General features: G+C 46.9%; 18 protein-coding genes. 5 read left to right on the top strand and 13 right to left on the bottom strand.

What is annotated here, in order from left to right; translation table 11 throughout:
• Positions 1-5 precede the first annotated feature (5 nt).
• The 3 genes from I5M27_RS06890 to lepA all read right to left on the bottom strand — a co-directional run bounded on the left by I5M27_RS06890 (position 6) and on the right by lepA (position 4,079).
• Positions 6-587: a 7-carboxy-7-deazaguanine synthase QueE gene (locus tag I5M27_RS06890; protein ID WP_200505881.1), complete on the bottom strand. Its 582-nt coding sequence runs from the start codon at positions 585-587 to the stop codon at positions 6-8.
• Between the two features lie 363 nt (positions 588-950).
• On the bottom strand, positions 951-1,835 hold the full coding sequence (locus I5M27_RS06885; protein ID WP_200505465.1) for a bifunctional 5,10-methylenetetrahydrofolate dehydrogenase/5,10-methenyltetrahydrofolate cyclohydrolase: 885 nt from the start codon (positions 1,833-1,835) through the stop codon (positions 951-953).
• A gap of 456 nt (positions 1,836-2,291) precedes the next feature.
• A complete protein-coding gene (gene lepA, locus I5M27_RS06880) occupies positions 2,292-4,079 on the bottom strand; it encodes a translation elongation factor 4 (RefSeq protein ID WP_200505464.1) in 1,788 nt (595 codons plus the stop codon).
• A 285-nt stretch (positions 4,080-4,364) separates the two neighbouring features.
• Between lepA and I5M27_RS18785 the strand changes: the two genes are divergently transcribed.
• Together I5M27_RS18785 and msrA are read left to right on the top strand one after the other, a co-directional pair.
• On the top strand, positions 4,365-5,015 hold the full coding sequence (locus tag I5M27_RS18785) for a LuxR C-terminal-related transcriptional regulator (RefSeq protein ID WP_317193563.1): 651 nt from the start codon (positions 4,365-4,367) through the stop codon (positions 5,013-5,015).
• A gap of 176 nt (positions 5,016-5,191) precedes the next feature.
• A complete protein-coding gene (gene msrA, locus I5M27_RS06870) occupies positions 5,192-5,764 on the top strand; it encodes a peptide-methionine (S)-S-oxide reductase MsrA (RefSeq protein ID WP_200505462.1) in 573 nt (190 codons plus the stop codon).
• Between the two features lie 177 nt (positions 5,765-5,941).
• Here the strand turns inward: msrA and cfa are convergent, their stop codons facing one another.
• On the bottom strand, positions 5,942-7,063 hold the full coding sequence (gene cfa / locus I5M27_RS06865; protein WP_200505461.1) for a cyclopropane fatty acyl phospholipid synthase: 1,122 nt from the start codon (positions 7,061-7,063) through the stop codon (positions 5,942-5,944).
• A 520-nt stretch (positions 7,064-7,583) separates the two neighbouring features.
• On the opposite strand from cfa, the gene I5M27_RS06860 reads away from it, so the two are divergent.
• The gene (locus I5M27_RS06860; RefSeq protein WP_200505460.1) at positions 7,584-8,486 is read left to right on the top strand and encodes a manganese catalase family protein; all 903 of its coding nucleotides are present in this window, start codon (positions 7,584-7,586) and stop codon (positions 8,484-8,486) included.
• A gap of 288 nt (positions 8,487-8,774) precedes the next feature.
• Here the strand turns inward: I5M27_RS06860 and I5M27_RS06855 are convergent, their stop codons facing one another.
• The 5 genes from I5M27_RS06855 to I5M27_RS06835 form a co-directional block, all read right to left on the bottom strand.
• The gene (locus tag I5M27_RS06855; RefSeq protein ID WP_200505459.1) at positions 8,775-10,154 is read right to left on the bottom strand and encodes an alpha/beta hydrolase family protein; all 1,380 of its coding nucleotides are present in this window, start codon (positions 10,152-10,154) and stop codon (positions 8,775-8,777) included.
• Positions 10,155-10,475: 321 nt separating this feature from the next.
• The gene (locus tag I5M27_RS06850) at positions 10,476-11,015 is read right to left on the bottom strand and encodes a DUF488 domain-containing protein (RefSeq protein ID WP_200505458.1); all 540 of its coding nucleotides are present in this window, start codon (positions 11,013-11,015) and stop codon (positions 10,476-10,478) included.
• A gap of 8 nt (positions 11,016-11,023) precedes the next feature.
• A complete protein-coding gene (locus I5M27_RS06845) occupies positions 11,024-11,260 on the bottom strand; it encodes a hypervirulence associated TUDOR domain-containing protein (protein WP_200505457.1) in 237 nt (78 codons plus the stop codon).
• 63 nt (positions 11,261-11,323) lie between these two features.
• Positions 11,324-11,668, bottom strand: a complete 345-nt coding sequence (locus I5M27_RS06840; RefSeq protein ID WP_200505456.1) for a carboxymuconolactone decarboxylase family protein — start codon at positions 11,666-11,668, stop codon at positions 11,324-11,326.
• A gap of 455 nt (positions 11,669-12,123) precedes the next feature.
• The gene (locus I5M27_RS06835) at positions 12,124-12,786 is read right to left on the bottom strand and encodes an NADPH-dependent FMN reductase (RefSeq protein ID WP_200505455.1); all 663 of its coding nucleotides are present in this window, start codon (positions 12,784-12,786) and stop codon (positions 12,124-12,126) included.
• 532 nt (positions 12,787-13,318) lie between these two features.
• On the opposite strand from I5M27_RS06835, the gene I5M27_RS06830 reads away from it, so the two are divergent.
• Together I5M27_RS06830 and I5M27_RS06825 are read left to right on the top strand one after the other, a co-directional pair.
• Entirely contained in the window at positions 13,319-14,344 is a 1,026-nt protein-coding gene (locus tag I5M27_RS06830; protein ID WP_200505454.1) for an adenylate/guanylate cyclase domain-containing protein, read from the top strand.
• A gap of 47 nt (positions 14,345-14,391) precedes the next feature.
• On the top strand, positions 14,392-15,564 hold the full coding sequence (locus I5M27_RS06825; RefSeq protein ID WP_200505453.1) for an MFS transporter: 1,173 nt from the start codon (positions 14,392-14,394) through the stop codon (positions 15,562-15,564).
• A 363-nt stretch (positions 15,565-15,927) separates the two neighbouring features.
• Here I5M27_RS06825 and I5M27_RS06820 read toward each other — a convergent pair whose 3' ends face one another.
• The 4 genes from I5M27_RS06820 to I5M27_RS06805 form a co-directional block, all read right to left on the bottom strand.
• A complete protein-coding gene (locus I5M27_RS06820) occupies positions 15,928-17,172 on the bottom strand; it encodes an amidohydrolase family protein (protein ID WP_200505452.1) in 1,245 nt (414 codons plus the stop codon).
• Positions 17,173-17,347: 175 nt separating this feature from the next.
• Positions 17,348-19,123: a SulP family inorganic anion transporter gene (locus I5M27_RS06815; RefSeq protein ID WP_200505451.1), complete on the bottom strand. Its 1,776-nt coding sequence runs from the start codon at positions 19,121-19,123 to the stop codon at positions 17,348-17,350.
• Positions 19,124-19,534: 411 nt separating this feature from the next.
• The gene (locus I5M27_RS06810) at positions 19,535-20,092 is read right to left on the bottom strand and encodes an NADPH-dependent FMN reductase (RefSeq protein WP_200505450.1); all 558 of its coding nucleotides are present in this window, start codon (positions 20,090-20,092) and stop codon (positions 19,535-19,537) included.
• 268 nt (positions 20,093-20,360) lie between these two features.
• Positions 20,361-21,122: an SDR family NAD(P)-dependent oxidoreductase gene (locus I5M27_RS06805; protein ID WP_200505449.1), complete on the bottom strand. Its 762-nt coding sequence runs from the start codon at positions 21,120-21,122 to the stop codon at positions 20,361-20,363.
• Positions 21,123-21,674 lie beyond the last annotated feature (552 nt).

Genomic DNA, 21,674 nt, shown 5'->3' with positions numbered 1-21,674 from the left:
ATGGTTTACGGTATGTTCATGTATTTGTGGGTCTGAACGGAGATCTGCCACTTCGGATTATTTTTTACATATTCCACGATCAGCGGCGTGATCTGATCGGCCTTGCTCCATTCAGGTTGTAAATAAAGACGCGCTTTCGGATCAAGTTTTTCGGCAAATTGCTCGGCCCATGCAAAATCCGATTTATGAAAGATCACCACTTTCAGTTCGCCTACGTGCGGCAAAATGCTTTCCTGCGGCGCTTTGAATTTTTTAGGCGATAAACAGATCCAGTCCCATTCGCCGGAAAGCGGATAAGCGCCGGAAGTTTCGATGAACGTCTGAATGCCTTTTTCGTGCAGTTTCTGCGTTAAAGGTTTCAGGTTATACATCAGCGGTTCGCCGCCGGTAATTACCACGGTTTTGGCCGGATGGGCCGCTGCCAGATTCACAATTTCTTCAATGGTTGTAAGCGGATGATCTTCCGCATTCCACGATTCTTTTACGTCGCACCAGTGGCACCCCACATCACAACCACCCAACCGGATAAAATAAGCAGCCCGACCGGAATGAAAACCTTCGCCCTGAATGGTATAAAAAGCTTCCATTAAAGGCAATTGCGTACCATCGGCCGGTACAGTTTTCGAAGAAACGGGTTTATTTAAAATTGATGCTTCCAAAATAATAGTATTCAGTCAAAAAATTGCTCAGCTACTTTTGCAATAGCTGAGCAACAAAAAAAATTTAATCTTAGTGAAGAACGAAGAAATCCGCTTTTACATTCCGTTAATTTATTATTTTCCAACGGAAAATCAAGGGTTTTATTTCGATATTTTTAAAAGCGCGGGTTTTATAAACTATACGCAGTTTTCCGGGCAACGATTATAATTTAACTAAAAACATGTCAGATTTTCTATATTTAGTTAAAGCAAATCCTGTTAACAGTTTCTGCGCTGAAAAGCATACCGTTTTTAGTTGTGGTAAACTTCTTTTTTAGCCGCACTCAGTGTATTTTTCAGCAGCATGGCAATGGTAAGCGGGCCCACGCCGCCCGGTACCGGGGTAATAAAACTGCACTTCGGCGCCACTTCGTCAAAAAGTACGTCGCCTTTCAGTTTATAGCCGGCTTTGCGGGTCGTGTCCGGAACGCGGGTCGTTCCCACGTCTATCACCACGGCGCCATCTTTCACCATATCCGCTTTCACAAATTCCGGAATACCTACGGCAGCGATCAGAATATCGGCTTGTTTGGTAAATTGAGCCAGGTTTTCGGTGTGGCGGTGACAGATCGTAACGGTACAATTTCCCGGATAAGCATTTTTAGCCATTAAAATGCTCATTGGTGAACCAACAATGTTGCTCCGGCCAATTACCACGCAATGCTTGCCTTTGGTTTCAATCTGATAGCGTTCCAGCAATTGCAGAATACCATAAGGCGTGGCCGGCAAAAAGGCTTTTAAACCGGCCACCATGCGGCCAACGTTCGTCGGGTGAAAACCATCTACATCTTTACTCGGGTTAACTGCTTCCAGCACTTTTTCGGTATCGATGTGCTTAGGCAACGGCAACTGTACAATAAACCCGTCTACGTTCGCATCGTTGTTCAATTCCTCAATCTTCTCCAGCAATTCTTCTTCGGTAATGCTGTCTTCCATCCGGATCAAAGTCGAGTCGAAGCCAACCCGTTCGCAGGCCAGCACTTTGTTGTTCACGTAAGTTTGCGAACCGCCATCGTTGCCCACCAAGATCGCCGCCAGGTGCGGCACTTTGCCATGCGCAGCTTTTATAGCCTCAACTTCGGCTGCAATTTCTTCTTTAATGGTTTCGGCTGTTTGTTTTCCGTCGAGAAGGGTCATTTTGTAATGATTAATGTGTAATGTATAATGATGAATTACTATTTGCCTAAAGTTTAAATTTCCGAAAACGCCAGGGTTTAAAGCTTTAAAATTCGAATAATCGAAAATCTAATTATCGAGAATCAGGTTTAAAACGCTATCGTTTTCAGCTCAAAAAGTCAAGGTTTCAACTACAGTAGCCTAGGTTTAACGATAAGCCGCCGTTGATGGCGTTTTCACAACAACAAACATGGCTGCCAAAGTTATTAGTTTAAATACCAACAGCGGAGAACGCTGAAACGCTATGCTTTCCTAGACAAAAATCGAAAATTCGGAAATCCAACAATCGAAAATCAGGTTTAAAAACGCTATCCTTTTTACCTCCAAAAGTCGAACATTCGAACATTCGAACTGCGACCTGCGTAAAACAAAAAGCCCCGAAATACTTTCGCACGTCGGGGCTTTTTGTTTTACGCATCAGTCGAGTTTGAGCACGGCAAGGAAGGCTTCCTGCGGGATCTCTACGTTACCCACCTGGCGCATCCGTTTCTTACCTTTTTTCTGTTTCTCCAAAAGTTTCCGTTTACGCGAAATATCCCCGCCGTAGCATTTGGCCAATACGTTTTTCCGTAAAGCCGAAATGGTTTCGCGGGCAATAATTTTCTGCCCGATCGCGGCCTGAATGGCAATTTCGAACATCTGGCGCGGCAACAACTCGCGGAGTTTTTCGCATAATCTCCGGCCCCAGTCATAGGCTTTATCGCGGTGTACAATGGCACTTAACGCATCCACTTTCTCACCGTTCAGCATAATATCCAGCTTCACCAGGTGCGAAGTCCGGAAACCGATCAGTTCGTAATCCAGGGATGCATACCCGCGGGAAATCGTTTTCAGTTTATCGAAGAAATCGAACACGATCTCGGCCAGCGGCATTTCAAAGATCATTTCCACGCGGTCCGAAGTCAGGTAATTCTGGCCTTTAATTACGCCGCGTTTATCCATGCAAAGCGAAATGATTGGCCCTACGTAATCGGATTTGGTAATGATCTGCGCTTTAATGAAAGGCTCTTCAATGCGGCTGATAAAGTTCGGCTCCGGCATATCGGAAGGCGCGTTCACAATAATTTCTTCGTCTTTGGTAGAGAAAACCTTGAACTGCACACTCGGCACGGTAGTAATTACCGTCATGTCGAATTCGCGTTCCAGGCGTTCCTGCACAATTTCCATGTGCAGCATGCCTAAGAACCCGCAACGGAAACCAAAACCCAGCGCTACCGAACTTTCCGGCTCCCAAACCAAAGAAGCATCGTTAAGCTGCAGTTTTTCCATGGCGGTGCGAAGTTCTTCAAACTCACTGGTTTCCACCGGATAAATACCGGCAAATACCATCGGCTTTACTTCTTCAAAACCCTGGATCGATTCTTTGGTCGGGTTATCTACCGTGGTAATGGTATCGCCCACTTTTACTTCCTTGGCTTCTTTAATGCCAGAGATCAGGTAACCCACGTTGCCGGCGCTCATCACGTCGCGCGGCTCCTGGTTTAATTTCAGTACGCCAATTTCATCGGCATTGTAAATCTTGCCGGTGTTCACAAACTTTACTTTGTCGCCTTTTCTCAGCGTACCGTTCATGATCCGGAAATAAACCTCAATGCCGCGGTACGAATTGAAAACCGAGTCGAAGATCAAAGCCTGCAAAGGGGCTTGCGGGTCACCTTTCGGCGCCGGAATGCGTTCGCAGATGGCATTCAGAATATCTTCAATCCCAATGCCCGCTTTTCCGGAAGCCGGGATAATATCTTCTTTTTCACAACCGATCAGGTCAATGATCTCATCCGAAACTTCTTCCGGCATGGCGTGCGGCAAATCGATCTTGTTCAGTACCGGAATAATTTCCAGGTTATTGCCAATGGCCAGGTAAAGGTTAGAAATAGTCTGGGCTTCAATGCCTTGCGAGGAGTCTACGATCAGCAACGCGCCTTCGCAGGCGGCAATGCTGCGGGAAACCTCGTAAGAAAAATCGACGTGGCCCGGGGTATCGATCAGGTTCAGAATGTATTCTTCGCCTTTGTAATTATAAACCATCTGAATGGCGTGGCTTTTAATGGTAATGCCCCGCTCCCGTTCCAGATCCATGTTATCTAAAAGCTGCGCCTGCATGTCGCGCTGCCCTACCGTGGAAGTAAATTCCAGCAGGCGGTCAGCCAGCGTGCTCTTGCCGTGATCTATATGTGCAATAATGCAAAAATTCCGAATATTCTTCATATGTAGTGTCTACAAGCAACAAAGGTAATAATTACTACGCAAACGGAATAATTTTAAACCATCCGCGGCTCTAAATATTTCCATTTTACCCAGATCAACCCACCGGTATCCAATCGTATTCAATTCTTAATATATTTAAATTCCGGAATCCTAATTCCTCAAACATAATTTTATATCTTGTGGTTTGGAAGTGTACAAAGCCTACAAGTATCTGAACCATTCTAGAACTACTCTCTCTATATGCAACATTCTCCTCCTGCCCACCAACGTGGCCTCACTGAACAAATGAAGGCTAAAATTGCTGAAATAGATGCGGTGGCTAACGAAATTCCCGGCGTGATCATCATCCACAGCAACAATGGCATGGGCGTGGAATACATGTCGCAGCGCGGCCTCGATCTGCTGGGCGTTACCTTGGAAGAAGTGGTTGCCATGGGCCCGGCCTATTACGACCGGTTTTTTAACCCGGAAGAAGCAAATGATTATGTACCAAAAATTATCGGCGCCCTGGAACGGAACGATCAGCTGGAGTGGGTAAGTTTTTTTCAGCAGGTACGCAATTTGCCCAATTATGAATATACCTGGTATGCTTCTTCCACCAAAATTTTTATGCGCGACGAAACCGGCAACCCGATCCTGAATATCACCATTGCTGTACCGCTGGATCTGGCCCACCACAACACCACCAAAGTAGACCGCCTGCAAAAGGAAAATGAATTCCTGCGCAATAACTATTCTAAATTCTCGAAGTTAACCGGCCGCGAACGCGATATTTTAAAACTGACCGCATTGGGTAAAAGCTCCGGCGAAGTAGCCGAAGCACTCTTTATTTCCACGGCCACCGTAGAAACGCACCGCAAAAATATCAAGAAGAAACTGGGCATCAATTCTTCTTACGAGCTTTCGCAGTACGCCATGGCTTTCGACCTGATTTAAGCAAAATAAAACGGTATAGTTTTATGCTTAAAAAGTGCTAAAAAGGAATTTGCTGCGTTTAGAATTTGTAATGATGCAGAGCCCAGGCACTGCGTTTTCTTATTTACCGAAATCTTAATATGCTACTTTCCCGTTTCAAAGCTATTTTTGTTTTATTTCTCATTCAATTTGCAACCATGACTTTTGCCGACAATATCAATACCGTTTCTGCTGCTTCCGAAAAAGCCACGTTTGGCATGGGCTGTTTCTGGTGCTCCGAAGCTGTTTTCCAGGACCTGAAAGGCGTACAAAAAGTACAAAGCGGCTACGAAGGCGGCCAGACCGAAAACCCTACTTACAAGGAAATCTGCACCGGCACTACCGGCCACGCCGAAGTAATTGAAGTAACCTACAACCCGCAGGAAATAAGCTATGAAGAACTGCTGGAAATTTTCTGGAAACTCCATGACCCAACTACCTTAAACCGCCAGGGCGCTGACGTAGGCACGCAGTACCGTTCCGTAATTTTTTACCACAACCAAAAACAAAAAGAAACAGCCGAAAAATATAAAGCTGAACTGAACGCCAAAAAAGTATTTCCCAACCCGATCGTAACCGAAATTTCGCCGGCCGCCAAATTCTACGTTGCCGAAAATTACCACCAGGATTATTACAAACTGAATATGCGCGAACCGTATTGCCAGTATGTGATCAAACCAAAAATGGACAAACTGGACCAGGTTTTTAAAGAGAAACTAAAGTCGAAATAACGCCAGAAATACATCACCACATTATGAAGCCCGCCGGTTAAACATTGGCGGGCTTTTTTTGTTTTTTGTAATAAAAAAATGGTAGCTTTTCAAATCGAAAAACTCCGGGAAATCCCCAAATCCATTAGATCTGTGATCGAAAACGCTATGATTTCAGGCTTAAAAACTGTCATGAAATTACCGCACGGCTTCATAACCGCCCAGCACACCTTTTTTTGAAAGTACCAGTTGCCAAAGCTGGTTTTGCCGCGCCCGGAAAGAACCCGCGCTCGAAAGCAGGTAATACTTCCACATCCGGTAAAAACGCTCATCAAAATCTGCTTTTAATTCCGGCCAGTGCGCATTAAAATTAGTGAACCAGGCCTGCAGCGTAAGGTCGTAATACGGCCCGAAATTATGCACATCTTCCACCACAAAAAGCTGCTCCATGGCCCCGGAAAGCTGTTTCATGGAGGGAATAACGCAGTTCGGAAAAATATAGGTATTGGTAAACGGGTCGGCAGAGGTGCGGGAGAAATTCTGCCCGATGGTGTGCAGCAAAAACAAGCCATCTGCCTTTAAACACCGCGCCGCCACCTCCATGAATGTACGATGGTTCCGGTACCCTACGTGCTCTGCCATGCCCACCGAAACTACATGATCGAATTCTTCTTTTATGTCGCGATAATCCTGCAACCGGATCTCTACCGGCAAGCCTTTGCATAACTCCCGCCCCAGTGCCACCTGCTCTTCGGAAACCGTGATGCCGGTAACCACAGCGCCGTATTTTTCCGCCGCAAATTTGGCAAAACCACCCCAGCCGCAACCAATGTCCAGCACGGTTTGTCCGGGTTTCAGGCTTAGTTTCCGGCAGATCAGATCGAGTTTGTTTTCCTGCGCCACATCCAGCGAATCGGTATTTTTCCAGTAACCGCAACTGTAATTCAGGCGTTTATCCAGCATGAATTGGTAAAGTTTGTTGCTGATATCGTAGTGCCGCCGGGCATTCTGCGTGGCTTTGCTTTTCGCCTGCATATTGATAAACCGGGCCAACAGCATTTCCAGGATTGCTTTCCAGCTCAGGTTGGCTTTCTTATAAAGATCAGCACGCAACACCCGGAACGCAAAAGCATCGATCTGGGCACAATCCCACCAGCCATCCATGTACGATTCGCCAAGCCCCAAAGTGCCATCGCGCAAAACCCGTTTATAAAACCGGTCGTCATGCACCTGCAGATCCCAGGGATCTGAGCCATTTACGGTTACACCGGCAATTGCCAAAAGATCGGTTACCTGTTGCTTCAGAGCCAGATTTTTCATTGCTATAGTTCAGAATAAAGGCCTTTCTAAAGCGGTAACAATCCCGAAAACCAGAAGTTATGTTTTCTGTTTAAAAAGATAGAGGAATTATGTATCGGGTAGTAATTATCAGTTATCAGGACTATGAAATTTACTGAAGCTATTTTCATAAACAACCAGGTGCGGAACTCCTGCTGATTATTGCTATAAAATTGCTCAATGGCATTGGATTGAAACCCTACGCAACAAAGAAAGTTTGCTTTATAAGATAGCTGCTGATCTTGTAAAGCAGTTGACCATACAAATTCGGAATATTTTTAAATCCAACCTAAAACCCGGATTTAGCCTCTTTGTTTTGCAGAAGATGATTTAAAGCGAAGGCAAATTCAGAAACGAAGAAATTGGGTCCCTGCCGTTTTCCCGGATTTCGTTATAAATCTTTTGAAAGCCATAAACTTTGATCTGGAAGGATTGTTTTAAGTGAGCCTCTTTTTTATTAAGAATTGGAGGCGAATCATTGTTCACTTTAAACCTTAAAACTATGATCTTAAAAATGGACCGGCTGCCGATCGAGCTGCCTACCCCAAAAAATCCATCGGCGAACGATGCGGCGGCTGTGCAGGAACTTCTCGGCGGTAAATTCGGCGAAATGTCTACCCTGATGAATTACACGTATCAGTCCTTCAATTTTCGCGGCCGGAAACGCCTGCGGCCCTTTTATGATCTGATCTCCAGCATTGCTGGCGAAGAATACGGGCACATTGAAGTGGTTTCGTATGCTATCAACCTGCTGCTGACCGGCACCACCAAACGCGGCATGGATCCCGTTCCCGGCCCCTTAAAAGATGCCACCGATTTCCGGAATTCGCGCCATTTCATCGCCAGCGGCCAATCGGCTTTGCCCATGGATTCGATGGGTGACTGGTGGACCGGCCAGAACGTATTCAGCAGCGGCAACCTGAAACTGGATCTGCTCCATAATTTCTTCCTTGAATGCGGTGCCCGCGCCAATAAAATGCGGGTATACGAAATGGTTACCGACCCAACTGCCCGCGAAATGGTGGGTTACCTGCTGGTGCGCGGCGGTGTACACGTAGTAGCCTATGCCCGGGCGCTGGAATATTTAACCGGCGTAGAAGTTACCAAACTGGTTCCCGTGCCCGATCTGAGCAACAAGCCTTTCAAAGAAACCCGTAAATACGAAGAGAACGGCGTTCACCGCAAGCTTTACACTTTTAGCCAGGAAGATTACCGGCAAGCCGCCCTGATCTTCAACGGTCCGCATCCCGAAGACGGCCAGCCGCTGGAAGTAATTTTCGGTTCTCCGGAAGGCGTACCGGCTCCGGATCTGGATGAAGAACCACAACTCAATGCGCCCGGTGCCGACGACATCGATCCGGATATGTTCAAGGACATTGCCAAAAAATTGGGCATAAAACTATAAACTGGAACTGGTTTATTTGTTTTTTGAAAAAAATCAACCAATCAGGAAAACAAAAAGGCAGCAAACTACTTGCTGCCTTTTTGTTTTCCTGATTGGTTGATTTTCCTGAAATCCAACTATAAAAAACGCCCTGTTTTTCAAAGCCTTTTTTGATTCATTCCCTCCTCCAAAAACGCTATGGAAATTGCCAGAAAAACCCGCTAAAAAATACCACTTAATAATGATTTAAAGTCCAGGTAGCATTGGCATCAGAATTTCCCGCAATATCATATTCAGGCTTCCCTCATGTCAGGATTTCGCCATTTTGATTTTCATCCAGTTATCGATCAACTCTACCAGTTTCGGGTTAAACTTAGCGGCAGAAGGGCTGTTGCTTTGCATTTGTTTTACGTGATCCTGCTTGCTGCCCACTTCCAGAAAACCATGATCGGTGTGCGGCAGAAATTCGTAGCTTCCTTTGCCCGGATAATACGCGTTCACCACGGCAGCGATCATCTTCGCGCCGTCTTCGTCAATGGCCGGCGCGTCGGCTTCGCCATAAATGGCCAGCGTATGCGCGGCGGCATCCTTCCACGCTTTATTTACCGGTACCTGCCCTAATTCCTGCAAAAAAGTATAATGCCGCCCAAATAAATGGTCTTTCCCGTCGTAACCGAAATGTTCTTCCAGGTATTTTTTGTAGTTGCCGTTCTGAGTAAGTTCCGCAGGCGTTTTCTTCAATATCATGAATTCGTAAACCAGCGGCAAAAGCATTTTCATATCTTCGTCAATTTCCACGTAATCCGAACCGGTAATGGCGCGCTGCTCTCGGAAAACCTCGATCAGGTATTCCGTCCAGGGCTTGCCGGCTGCGCCGTAGGTAATAATGCCTTTTACTTTATTGTTGGCAGCGATCAGCGGAGCTGTATTGGCACCCAGCGAATGCCCGAACAGGAAAATATTATCGCGGTCCACAAAATCAAAGCGCTTCAGCTGGTCCAGCCCCGAAGCGAAAGCCGCCAGTTCTTCGTTGTAGCCAATTTCGGGGCAGGGTTTGCTGCCTTTGCTATCGCCCACACCCGGCTTTTCCAGGCGGTAAACGGCGTAGCCGCGACTTACCAACGCATCCATCAGTTGCCGCTGCGGATCGTTTTCAGGCAAATTATCGAGGCTGCTGCAGCCGTAACCCTGAATAAAAAACACAGCCGGGAATTTACCGCTGCCTTTCGGTTTCTTCATAATAGATCGCGCAATACCATTATTGGCCAGCGGCACTTCCCCGTATCTTACTTCCGCATTGGCCGGAGCTGTTTCGTAAGGCATGGGCTGCACTTTTCCTTTTATTTTAACCGGCTTCCCTTTCCGGTTCAAAGCCAGATTTATGGTTTGGCCGGGCTGAAAATTACGGGCCAGCATCACCACTTCCTGCGGACTTTTCACAGCCGTTTTGTTTACTTCCAGGATCACATCGTCGGGTAGCAGTTTCAGCGTTTCGGCCGTGCTGCCCGGCACTATCCGCAACACCCGTACCCCGGAATTTACAGGCAGTTTATGCGCTTTGGCGAGCGAATCGGAAACGGGCGAAAGTTGCACACCCAGGAAGGCGCGGCGTTTTAATTGCTGTGCAGAAGTTTCGACGGAAAGCAGGATGCCGGCAGCGGTCAGAAAGAGCAGCAGGTTCTTTTTCATAGTTAGACCAGAGGTTTGGTTAAAGCAATTGCAGAAATTTTCCACCGAATATCAGGCCAGATTAAAAAACCACGGATAATTGTTTATTCCGGATCATTTCCGGCCCTTGCAACTCTTAACAAGTGTTCGAAAGCAAACAACAGTGTCTGATTCCGGACAAAAAAACGATGATAAGAAACCTTAAAAACCGGAAACCTGCTTTTAGAGATTTTCAAATAAACTCACCTGCCTGTTGCCTAAAAATGTAAACTTGTTTTTTAATCAGATCCTTATTCCCAACCGAAAAAAGCAGACCCGTTTGTTCATTTCAAAATCACTTTTTCAGGTTTTCAAAGAATGTATTTCGCGGTAAGCTGTGGTGAAGGGATGCTCTTTAACGGTTCCCGGATTCATGATGTGCAAAACCTTCCAGCCGCCTTCTTTTAAAAGATCGGAAATAATGGCCCGGTGGCAGCGCCACCAAACCGCCTCGGAACACATATAGGCTACCCGCTTTTTAACCGCCAGGTCACCAAGTACTGCCAGGGCATTCTTGAATTTCTCGGTTTCGGAATAATCGGCGTAGCCCCGGAAAGAATCGCTGTTCCAGACGGTATTTTTAGAATCGGGTTTGGGTTTGCGGCGGCCGCCGAGTTCGGTGCAGGGCAGGTATTCTATTCCGGCTTCCGGCAGGTAACGTTCCAGGGCTTCCACGTTAAAATGCGGATACTTTTTAGACCCCGGAAAGCGCCGCACATCCACCAGCACGTCGATCTGAAAAGCCAGTAAGGCCTCAACAAATTCTTCCTGGCTGCGCGTAGAATGCCCGATTGTCCAGATGGTTCCTGTATCTGCGAATTGCTCTTTTACTTCTTTAGGCATGTACTTTTTTACTGATTTCCCCTACCGTTTTCACGTTTGATCTTCGTCAGCGCCGAGCCTTTATGCGCGGCAATATGATCGGTTTTGTCGCTTTTTATTTCGTATTGCGGCTCATCTTTGCTGGCATAGTGCGTATAGCCTTTATAATCAAAATCGGCGGTATGCACTTTTATAATTCTGCCCGAAACCTGCCCTGCTTCCGAATTCCATTGCACGTGGTCGCCGGTTTTAAAGTGCTTTTCCATAGCGTTTTAAACCCTCTTATTTTTTCGGATTTTTTTTGAGCAATCAAGGTTTTTTCAGCAAACTCAGGAAGGGTTTTCCAGCTTTTCCATTTCACTGATGGCCAGGGCCGAATGCGCAACCGCACCACCGGCCCGCATTTCGGCTGCTACCCAAATGGCTTCCATAACTTCCTGCTGCGTAGCCCCTCTCCTGATGGCAAGCGCGGTATGGCTGCGAATGCAATACGGGCACTGGGTTACGTGCGCCACCGCTACGGCAATCAGTTGCTTATATTTTTCGGGCAGGGTTCCTTCTTTATAAACGGTGCGGCTGAAGTTCCGCCAGGCTTCCATGGCTTCGGGCGCAAGGGCGGCCCTTTTTTCGGCAATTTCGCGGGTAGGTTGCGGGAAAAAGTGATCGTGTTCCATAATTCCGGCTTTGGTGAATTCTGTCTTACGCCGAATAATTTTTATGGATGCAGTGGCCTCATGCCAAGATAAAACGCTATGGTTTTAAGCAGAAAAACTAAACCCGGAATCCGGAAAACTTCTGCCGATAAATTCAACCGAAAGCAAAAACAGCTGGCAAAAAAACGGTAGGCTTTTAAGCACAAAAAGTCAGAAAGAAACCGCAAAGAAATTCAGAGCAGGAAATCAGAACCTCCCTCCTTTACAAGCGGGCCGGAAAAGGTAAACGATCCGGGACCGAAAGCCCATCCGTAATACCAGGAATCCGGGAATGAACTATAGCTGTTTTGGGAATCTGTATCCAAAACTAATCCTGCGGCAAAAATTCTTTCGAATAAAAACGGCCCCAAAGAATTTCCCATGCATATTCCCTCAGCCTAAAGTTGAGTTAAGCCTGTTAGAAATAAAGGCCCGGTTTACTCTACCCGCTCCGTTTCCTTTGTCGGTTTTTCACCCAGAAACTCCACCCAGGCTTTTTTCATACATGGGTAATGCTTGGAAGCTTCCACCTGATCCATGAAGGCAACCAGGTTATCTTCAAACCTTTTGGCCAGCGTAGCATCTTTTAAATTCCCTTGTTCATCAAAAGCCTGGTGGGCTGAAGCCAAAGAAAACATATCCGGATAAACCCGGGTGCCAAGATGCTCCAAAGGCACCCGCAACGACCAAAGCCCCCGGTTACCTCCGGCCATGGAAGGAGAAGCGGACATTAATAAAGCGTGATGCTGGTGAAAAGGCTGCGGACGAAACCGGGAAACCCAGTCGATCATATTTTTCAGAAAGCCCGGCATGGAACCGTTATACTCCGGCGAGGAAATAATAAAAGCATCGTTGGCTAATATGCGTCTGCGAAATTCTTCCGCCCCTTTAGGATGAAAATCGTTTACTTCCAGGTCCTGGTTAAAGGTAGGGCAATCAAATTCCTCCATGTGGGCAAGATCCACTTTGCCCCCGTTCTTCTCAATGACCAGCGCCGCCAGTTTTGCCAGTCTGGTATTAAGCGAATCGGTTCTTAAAGAAGCCGAAAAAACCAGAAAACTTGTCTGGCCTTGTTCCTTATTTTTTTGCTGTTCGTTCATCTGGTAGCCTTTTAAGGATGGATGATTTAACCTGGTTCCGGGAATTTATTCTTCATGAAAATTTGTGATACGAATAAAAAGAAAATGAAGCCAGCTTAGAATTCCTCCGGTCAAAAATTCTGTCTGATAAGGCGCCAGATTTGGTCAACTGCAAAATAATGAAGTTAAGGAAGTCTTTCTGCTTAGACTAAATTCTGTATTTAAAGTATAAACGGATTCCGCTTGGTAAGATAAACCACTTAAAGTACCAAAATGGAGATAACGCACCAGGCTGCACCAAAACCTTAAGAAACCAGGTAAGTAAAAACAGAAGTGGATGTCAAAGGTTTTCATGGCGTTCCTCCTGGCCTGGTATCAGCTGGCTAAAACGGTTAAATGCCTGACTGATAACCGTTATCATTTTGTAAGCTAAGAAGTAACGCGTTGCGCAAGGCTCAAACAAGCAAATTTAGCTTTAAATAAATATGGAGTTAAAAGCCTGGTGAAAAGGTAAGCTTCCGGAAACAAATTAAATTAATCAGGTTACAAGCCAATGTCCTTCTCTCTAAACTTTAAAGGCGAACAACAGATTTCCATAGAAAAGGGCCAGTCGATCCTAAAGGCAGCACTGGCTGCGGGCATTCCGCATTACCATGCCTGCGGCGGAAGAGGGCAATGTACTACCTGCCGGGTGCTGGTATTAAAAGGAGAAGAAAAACTCACGCCGCCTACCAGCAATGAGCAAGCTATTAAGAAGGTAAATAAGTTTCCGGATAACATACGCCTGGCCTGCCAAACGTGTGTTCTGGAAGAAGGGGTAGAAATTCAGCGCCTGATCCGGGATGAAATAGACCGCTTTATTTTTGTGGACGATTATGCAGCCGATACCGTAGGAGAAATAGGCGAACTTCGTAAACTGGCCCTTTTTTTCATCGATGTTCGTAGTTTTACACCCTTCCTGGAAGCCAATCTGCCTTTCGATGTGATTCACCTTATGCGCCGGATCCTGGGTATTTTTAAAAATTGCATCGTACAGTACAAGGGCGAAATTATAGATACAGCCGGCGATGGTCTTTATGCGGTCTTCGGCCTGGATAGCACCATCAGGGAGGCAACCGAATCGGCCGTGCTGGCAGGGTTTAAGATCCTGGAAGACCTCAAAATTTATAATAATACTTACGTGCGGCCTTACTTCAACCATACTTTTGAAGTGGGTATCGGGGTACACGTAGGCAACGTGGTTGTAGGGAACGTGGGCATTGGGTTAAGCCACAACCTTACGGTTATGGGCTACCCGGTGAATATTGCCGCCCGGTTGCAGGCCGCTACCAAAGAACTTAACAACAACTTTGTGATCTCCGCCCTGGCGTATCGCTTACTGAAAAACCCGCCTTATTCGCTTGACTGTGGCTACCTGAACTTAACAGGGGTGAGCAATGCGTATGAAGTGAAACTCATTGGCCAGCCTTACCAATCCATTTCAGCCTCCCCAACCGGTAAACTCCTGAACGGGCCACCCAATCCACCCCTGGAGCAAATCTCCAGGCATAGCGGAGATATGATAAAAGGAAAAAACTGAACCAGGTAAATTTCAGGAATCATAAAACAGTATAAAAGGAACCTGCTATGAGCGAACAAGGGGCTGCTGCCGAAGACAAGGATTCATTTCCCTGGCTGATCATGATCCTGATGTCATCGGTAACTTTTGTCGGTATCCTGTCTGAATTGATGCCTTCGGGTGTTCTCCCGCAAATGATGGCCGATCTGGATATCAGCGAGGTACAGGGCGGCAATCTGGTAGGATACTATGCCATTGCTTCAGCTATTTTCGCCATTCCGCTGGTTTCCCTGACCATGCAATTCAACCGCAAAGTTTTATTACTATTGCTGCTGGCCGGATTTGCGATTTCTAATATTATCGCGGGCCTGCTGCTTAACTATACGATCATCATCATCCTGCGCGTGATAGGCGGTATTTGTGCCGGCGTTATGTGGCCCATGATCGCTGCTTACGGCATGCGCCTGGTAAATAAAAAGCAACACGGGAAAGCGATCGCGGTGATCATGGCAGGAAACACGCTGGGTATCAGCCTGGGGATGCCGGTTGTAACCTATATCGGAAACGAATTTGGCTGGCAGACCGAATTTATCGCGCTGGGGATTTTTATTCTGGTTATTGCCTTGCTTTGCATTTTCATGCTGCCTTCCACTCCGGGCGAGAAACTTACCAAAAGCTCTTCGCCCTTTGCCCTGCTCAAAATTCTGGAAGTATTGATTGTACTTTTGCTTACCCTGCTCGGTGTCAGTGCACATTATGGGGTTTATGTGTATATCACCAGCCTGGTAGAAGAAATTGACCTCGCCGGTGGCATAGAAGGGGCGCAGCTGCTTTTCGGCGCCGGATCATTGATCTCCGTTTTGCTGGCCATAAAATACACCGATAAACACCTGAGACTTTTAACAGTGACCATGTTTGCCTTACTGGTTATTTCCATGGCGGTTTTTATCCTTTTCGGCGGAACAGTCGGAATATCGCATTTTGCTTTCTTTCTGTGGGGGCTTTCCTTTGGGCCATTGGTTACTCTGTTTCAGGCAGCGGTGAGCAAACAGGTAGAAAAAGCGAAAGACGTCGCTACTTCGGTGCAATCATCTACCTTTAATTTTTCCATAATGCTGGCAACATCCGGGGCCGGCCTGCTACTGGGTCTTTATTCGCCCATGGTTTTAACGTATATGGCTATTGCCCTGGCAATTCCGGGAATAGTGATTTCTTTTTTTGCAAAAAAGACGTTACGTTAATCTTTGTTGAGTTGTAGTAAGAAAAAAGTCAGGCTATGCTAAATTAATAGTTCATCCGGAGCATTCCTGAAACGGGAGTTGAAAGGACCGAGCGTAGCTCTGAGGGGACTAACGCGTACCGAACCCGTGCGAAAGAAATTCTTTACTTAGCCCGAATTTCGTAGGAGTACCAGGAAGTTTAGCTCCGCTGAATCTTCGATTTCTTCTTCAGGCTCAGAAAGACCTGATGTTTTAACCATTTCGTTGAGTTGACGACATTGAGAGTTTTTAGCCTTAGAAGGATACCGTTTTACTTTCAATTTGTTTCGAAATAGATGAACTGCTCCTGTCCAAGATTATAAACCTGAATCATTAATCCGCTTTTTAAAGGTTCAACGGAATCTCATATTCGGTTTCTTTGCGGCGGAACAGGAATTCTCCTTTGCGAACCGATGCCAATACTTCGGCCCGCTTCCGGATCGCCTCGAAAGCGGAGCTTTCGTTCAGCACGATAAAGTTGGCCGGCTTGCCTTTTTCCAGCCCGTACTGATCTTCCAGCATCATGGTTTTGGCGCCGTTGTAAGTGATCAGGTCGAAGGCGGTTTCCAGCTCCTCATAAGAAGCGACCTGGGTTAAGTGGATGCCGTTATCCAGGATGTTCATCAGGTTCCCGTTGCCCAGTGGGTACCAGGGGTCGTTGATAGAATCCTGCCCGAAACATACATTGATACCCTCCCGGAGAAACTCTCTTACCCGGGTCAGGCCTCGGCGCTTCGGATAAGTATCCTGCCGGCCCTGCAGGTAGGCATTTTCGGTGGGACAGGCAATAAAATTCATGCCGTTGGCCTTAAACAAACCCATCATGCGGTAGGCATACGCGTCGTCGGCGCTGCCAAAAGAACAGGTGTGGCTGGCCGCGGTCCGGAGCCCGACGCCTTCGGTCATGGTCAGGGCATTGAGCAGCTCCACGAAACGCGCCATTACATCGTCCGTCTCGTCGCAGTGCACATCAATCATTTTGCCGTATTTCATCGCAAGTTCAACCGAACTGTGCACCGATCTTTCGCCGATCTCCCGGGCCCATTCAAAGTGCGGAATACCGCCCACACAATCGGCTCCCATTTTCAGTGCTTCCTCCACCAGTTCGTAGCCGCCTTTGTAAGCGAACATGCCTTCTTGCGGGAAAGATACGATCTGGATGGTTACGGTATCTTTGAGTTCTTCCCGAAGCTCAAGCATGACCTTCATTCCCAAAAGCCTGGGGTCTGTAACGTCGATGTGCGTGCGGATGAATTGTACGCCTTGCGAAACTTCCTCACGGATGGCGGCCAGGGCCCGTTCCCGGGCATCTTCCTTGGTCTGCGTTTTTTTTATGTCGTGCCAGCGGGTAATGCCTTCGAATAGTGTTCCTGTCTTGATCTTTCCCCCATCGTTGCGGCCGGTATACACATAATCCAGGTGCAGATGCGAATCTACATAAGGAGGCAGCACCAGTTTCCCGTTCAGGTCGATCTCCTTTTCGCATTTCGCCAGATTGGTCCCGACCTCCGTGATCTTGCCGTCTTCCACCACAATCTCCGAGGCTGAAGGGTTGCGGTACAACTTCGCATTAAAGAACTTTTTTTTCATTTTAAATTAAGTTTCAGGGTTTAATTTAAAGGTGAATACATAGCAAGTGGTGAATTGAAACTGCTGGTATTTTTACAATACTTTTACCTGGAACAGACCATAGAGCTTACCTATCTTTTTCGATCTGCAAATTCCTGATTTCCTTATATTGCTTTCCTAAGTACTTATGAAGGTATTAATGACGCGTGTCTTTGCTTTCCTTCTCTACCAGCCAGGCCTCGGCATCTTCCACCGCGTTATGCGTGGAGCGCCCAAGAACCGGTTCTGCCTTAAAAGCTCTTATCGGTCCGTTAAGGTGTAGTTTATTGGAGTGTTCCACTTCCTGGTTTACCTGTTCGCTGATACCGGTCAGGTACAACCTGCCGTTCGCTTCCTCTAATTGGGCGGCATATTCGGCCAGTACAGAAACCAGGGTAGCTCCCAAATGTTTACGGCCTCTTAGGCGCAGCACTACCACCGGGTTTTGAACTTTTACTGGTTTTGGCAACAAATGTCCCAGGGTGGCGGCGCCGCCAAAAAACAAATTCCCGTACACATTCAGCACCGTGACCTGATCTCCTTTCAGTTTTCTGGGTGCTTTGTGTTCTTCAATGCCTCCATCCTCCCGTCGCCTGAGTTCCACCAAAGTAATAGCTGTAGAAGAGCGGGTAACGTAGAGAAAAGCTGAAAGAAAAACGCCGATCCCTACTGCCATTGGTATTGGCAATATGAGGGTAGCAACGAAGGTAACGGTCATTGCCAGGTACGAGGGCCAGGATTTCCAGCCTGAATTCCAGGTAGAGGAGATATCAGAAAGTTTAATGCTCCGGATACCGGCCAGAATAAGCATGGCGCCCAGCGATGGCATGACCGTATGAGCCACGATACCGGAAAAAAAAACAACAACCAGGGTCATGGCGATTCCTGAAAAAATGGAAGCCCAACGGGTCTGTGCCCGGGCCAGCACATTGATGGCTGTGGTGCCTAGCGAGCCGCCGACCGGCAGGCCCTGAAAAAAACCGCTGGCAATATTGGCAGCGCCCTGCGCAATAAAATCCCGGGAATCATTTTTGCGGGGGTCGTTCTGGTTGGGCACGTTCTGGCTAACCCCTGCGCCTTGTATCAGAATAACCAGGGCTACTGCTAACGCTCCGGTAATGATATCAAAGCTGATGGCGGAAAAAGGGGGAATAACCGGTTTGGGAAAACCACCGGTAATATCGCCGATATCCTGCACTACCCTTACATCCTCAATATTGAGAATATAAACCAGCAGCGACGGAATAGCGATGGCTATTAAAGCGAAAAACTTTTTAACCGGGGTTTTCTGTAAAAGAATGGCAAGCAGAATGGTTAAGGCAGCCATTCCTGCTGAAACCAAATGAACCTGATCGATATTACGGAATAAGTTAAAAGTCTGCACAATACTGTTATCTCCTTCCGGTTTATACCCGGTAGCAGTAGGCAGCTGGCTCATTACCAGCAGCACCGAGATTCCTGTCAGGAAACCGGTCATTACCGAAAAAGAAACAAACCGGATCAGCCGGCCCTGCCCTAAGAGGCCAAGCACTGCCTGAAAAACACCGATGAGCACTACCAGCAGAAAGAATACCTTCCCCCGCTCTTCCGCCGGCAATGCGCTGGTGGTCTGGCCCGCCATGATCGCTGAGGCGCTGGTAGCGGTTATCATCATGAGTTGCGTGCTGGAAAAAATCCCCCCGACAATTGGGCCTGCAATACAGGCATAAAGGCCGTATAGCGGGTTGAGGCCCGCCAACAGGCCGTTGGCCATGCCATCGGGCAGGCTGCTAACCGTGGTGGTCAGGCCGGCAATGGCATCCTGCTGTAATTTATTGCGGGGCGGTACCATGCTCGATACATTTTGTACCGCATCGCGCAAACCGGAAAGACCGGGCAGGTTAAACTCATCGTCCGGCGTTGATCTTTTGTCGTCTGTAGCCTCTTCTTCCATTTCAAAACCTGGTTAACAGACCGTACTATATTCTTAAACGCCGGCCTTATTTTTACTGACCTTTTATTATTCCTCAGAAGGTTTGGCAGAAAACTGCAGGCTGTTTAATTAAAAGTTACCTCCATTTCGGTTCTCCTTTTGAGCGCAGGAAAGCCCGTTAGCGCGAAACCTGCAAGCCTGACTTTGAAATAACTCATCGGCTAATAGTAATAAAGTTTTTTCTCCATTTTCTGCTACGAACCAACAGGTTCCGTTCCTAACGTTCAGGATGACAGATGTATTTATAAGTTAGCGCTAAGTAGGTTCAGGAAAATCCGGAGCCGCTGAATTAGATTGCCGAAATAAATACCTGGCAGGAATAATTTCCATGCAAAGCCCCGGAGCTTGACCGTATTTTCTGGTAAAGGCAGCTTATTTCCGGAGATGCGTCTTAACCCATTTTGCAAAAGCTTCCATAAAGCTTCTCAGAAATTCTTTGGTAGAATCGTTGGTGAGATTGCCGTTTTCGTCAAATAAATCAGTAGCGTTTCCAATATAGGCTTCCGGTTGCGCCATGGTTGGTACATTCACGAAAGTAAGTGACTGGCGCAGGTGGTGATTGGCGCCGAAGCCGCTTATATCGCCAATAGAAACACTTACCACGGCGGCGGGTTTTCCGTCCCAGGAATTTTTTCCGTAAGGCCGGGAACCTACATCTATGGCATTTTTCAATACTCCCGGTACCGAACGGTTATACTCGGGCGTAAGAAAAAGCAAACCATCGGCCGCCTTTATTTTATCCCGCAACGTTTCCCATTCCTGAGGCGGCGTTGCTTCCAGGTCTTCGTTAAACATAGGCAGGTTTGCAATGCTAACCAATTCCAGCGATAAGGATTCCGGAGCAAGCGCCATTAAAGCCTTGGCAGTTTTCAGGTTATAGGATTCTTTACGCAGGCTTCCTACAAAAACGGCAATTTTATACTTTTCCATGGTTTAGTTTTAGAATGGTAGCTTATTTGGTTAGAATTAAATGCGTTTATTTTTCTGTACAACAGTAGGTTTGTATCGGCAGCTGTGCATAAAAATGAACTTTCAAAAAACTGGCTGGCACCTTTACTTTTCAGGCTGAAAACCCTACCGTTTTCAACCTGAAAATGCAGGTAAGCTATTTCTGAAAATGGCGCTGCCGATAAAGTTCTAAGCCTCCAGGCGTAAAAGAATATCTGGTGGTGGCAGCAAAAAATGCCGGAAGCTGGTTTTACTGCACGCTCAGGCCGCCATCTATTACCTGGGTGGTACCGGTTATAAAACGGCTTTCGTCGCTGGCCAGAAACAAAACCAGTTGGGCAATTTCCTCGGGTTTGGCATACCGGCGCAAGGGTATGGTTTTCTCGAGTTCTTTCTTAGCTGCTTCGGCCTGGCCCGGCGCAAAACCTTCCTCCAGCGAGCGCATCATGCGGTTATCAACCGGGGAAGGATGCACGGAATTCACCCGGATCTTCCGGGGTGCTGCCTCTACGGCTATAGCCCGCATAATACCTACTACGGCATGTTTACTGGTGATATAGGCACTTACATTCGGGCTGCCGTTAATTCCCGCTACCGATGAAGTGTTGATGATGCTGCCACCATCGTTCATCTGCGGCAAAACGTACTTGATGCCCAGCCAGGCACCTTTCACATTTACGGCCAAAACCTTGTCGAACATTTCTTCCGGATAATCTTCTATCGGCTTTACCACCCCTTCGATGCCGGCATTGTTGAAAAACACATCGATCTTGCCAAATGCTTTCACCGTAGCTTCTACGTAGCGCTGCACATCTTCAGCTTTTGAAACATCTGCGGCGCTGTACTGCACATTTTCGCCACCAAGGTCCCCGACTGCTTTTTGTAGCGCGTCTTCCTTCAGATCCACCAGCATTACTTTGGCTCCTTCATCCAGGAACATTCTGGCGGTGATCTGACCAATACTGCCAGCGCCACCGGTAATGATGGCTACTTTGTTTTCCAATTTTTTCATTTTGAAAAGTTTTAGAGGTGAAATACTACTTTGAATACCTTACCGGCAGATCAAAGGCCGGCAGCAATAATTATAATCCGGATCAATTAAAATCGCGTTCGCCTGGTTTATTAAAAACTTTTCCCGTTGCTTGCTATTAAACCGGTTGCTTTTTAATGCCCTTCGGGATATTACCAGCTACTTAATATACAAACTACACTTGTAAATATTATATAAAATTATTCAAACGGAAAATCAGATGGCGGGTTATTCCTTTATATGGCGGGAGTTGTCTGCTGATGCGCAACTAGAATGCAACAACGGGTATGGGATCATTAACCGCAGAATTAGAGAAAAAAGCCTGTTTAAAGCCATTTCATTAAGGTTGCTCCACTATCAAAACGCAATAATCAAAACCCGTCATTCTGCTAGTTTCAGGACTAAAAACCATACCGTTTTATGCTCACTACACAAGCCCCGGTTTTCGGGTTGGCTTAAAGCAAACCGGTTTTAAGAGCTACCTGAATGCGTGCAGTTGAAAGTAATATTACCGGTTAAGGATCAGAAACTACC

Source organism: Adhaeribacter terrigena, from assembly GCF_016623615.1.
Lineage (GTDB): Bacteria > Bacteroidota > Bacteroidia > Cytophagales > Hymenobacteraceae > Adhaeribacter_A > Adhaeribacter_A terrigena.
Note: the sequence above shows the minus strand (reverse complement) of the source record. Positions and strands in the feature narration are given on the sequence as shown.